Raw genomic sequence first — 425 nt, forward strand, 5'->3', positions numbered from 1 at the left:
GGCGAGTACGTCGGGAGGCTGCCGTGGTGGCTGGCTCGGGCCGCTCGCGGTGGCACCATCCTGGGGCCCGGGACGCCGGACCGCCGGATTCAACCGGTGGACGTGCGCGACGTCGCGTCTTTTGCGCTTGACCGGGCCGCCGCTGCCGAGGATGGCAGCTTCAACATCACCGCACTTGGCGACGAGACCTTCGGTGATCTTCTGAACGCCTGTCTCGAGGTGACGGGTGGCCGTGGCATCGTCGAGTGGGTGCCCGACCGGATCCTGCTGGACGCTGGGGTGAAGCAGTGGACGGAGCTGCCGCTGTGGCGGACGAGCGCGGGCGTGTGGGCGGTGGACTCGTCAGCGGCGCGGGCTGCCGGGTTGTCGACACGGCCGATCCGCGAGACCGTTCTCGATACCTGGAAGTGGATGGAGTCGGGCGG

Annotated in this window: 1 pseudogene; it reads left to right on the top strand. The window is 69.9% G+C overall.

The features are described 5' to 3' along the window. Positions 1-96: 96 nt before the first annotated feature. A pseudogene (locus tag AC5LUJ_RS21730) lies at positions 97-425 on the top strand (NAD-dependent epimerase); the annotation flags it as partial.

This window comes from Protofrankia sp. CiP1_Cm_nod3 (genome assembly GCF_982290655.1).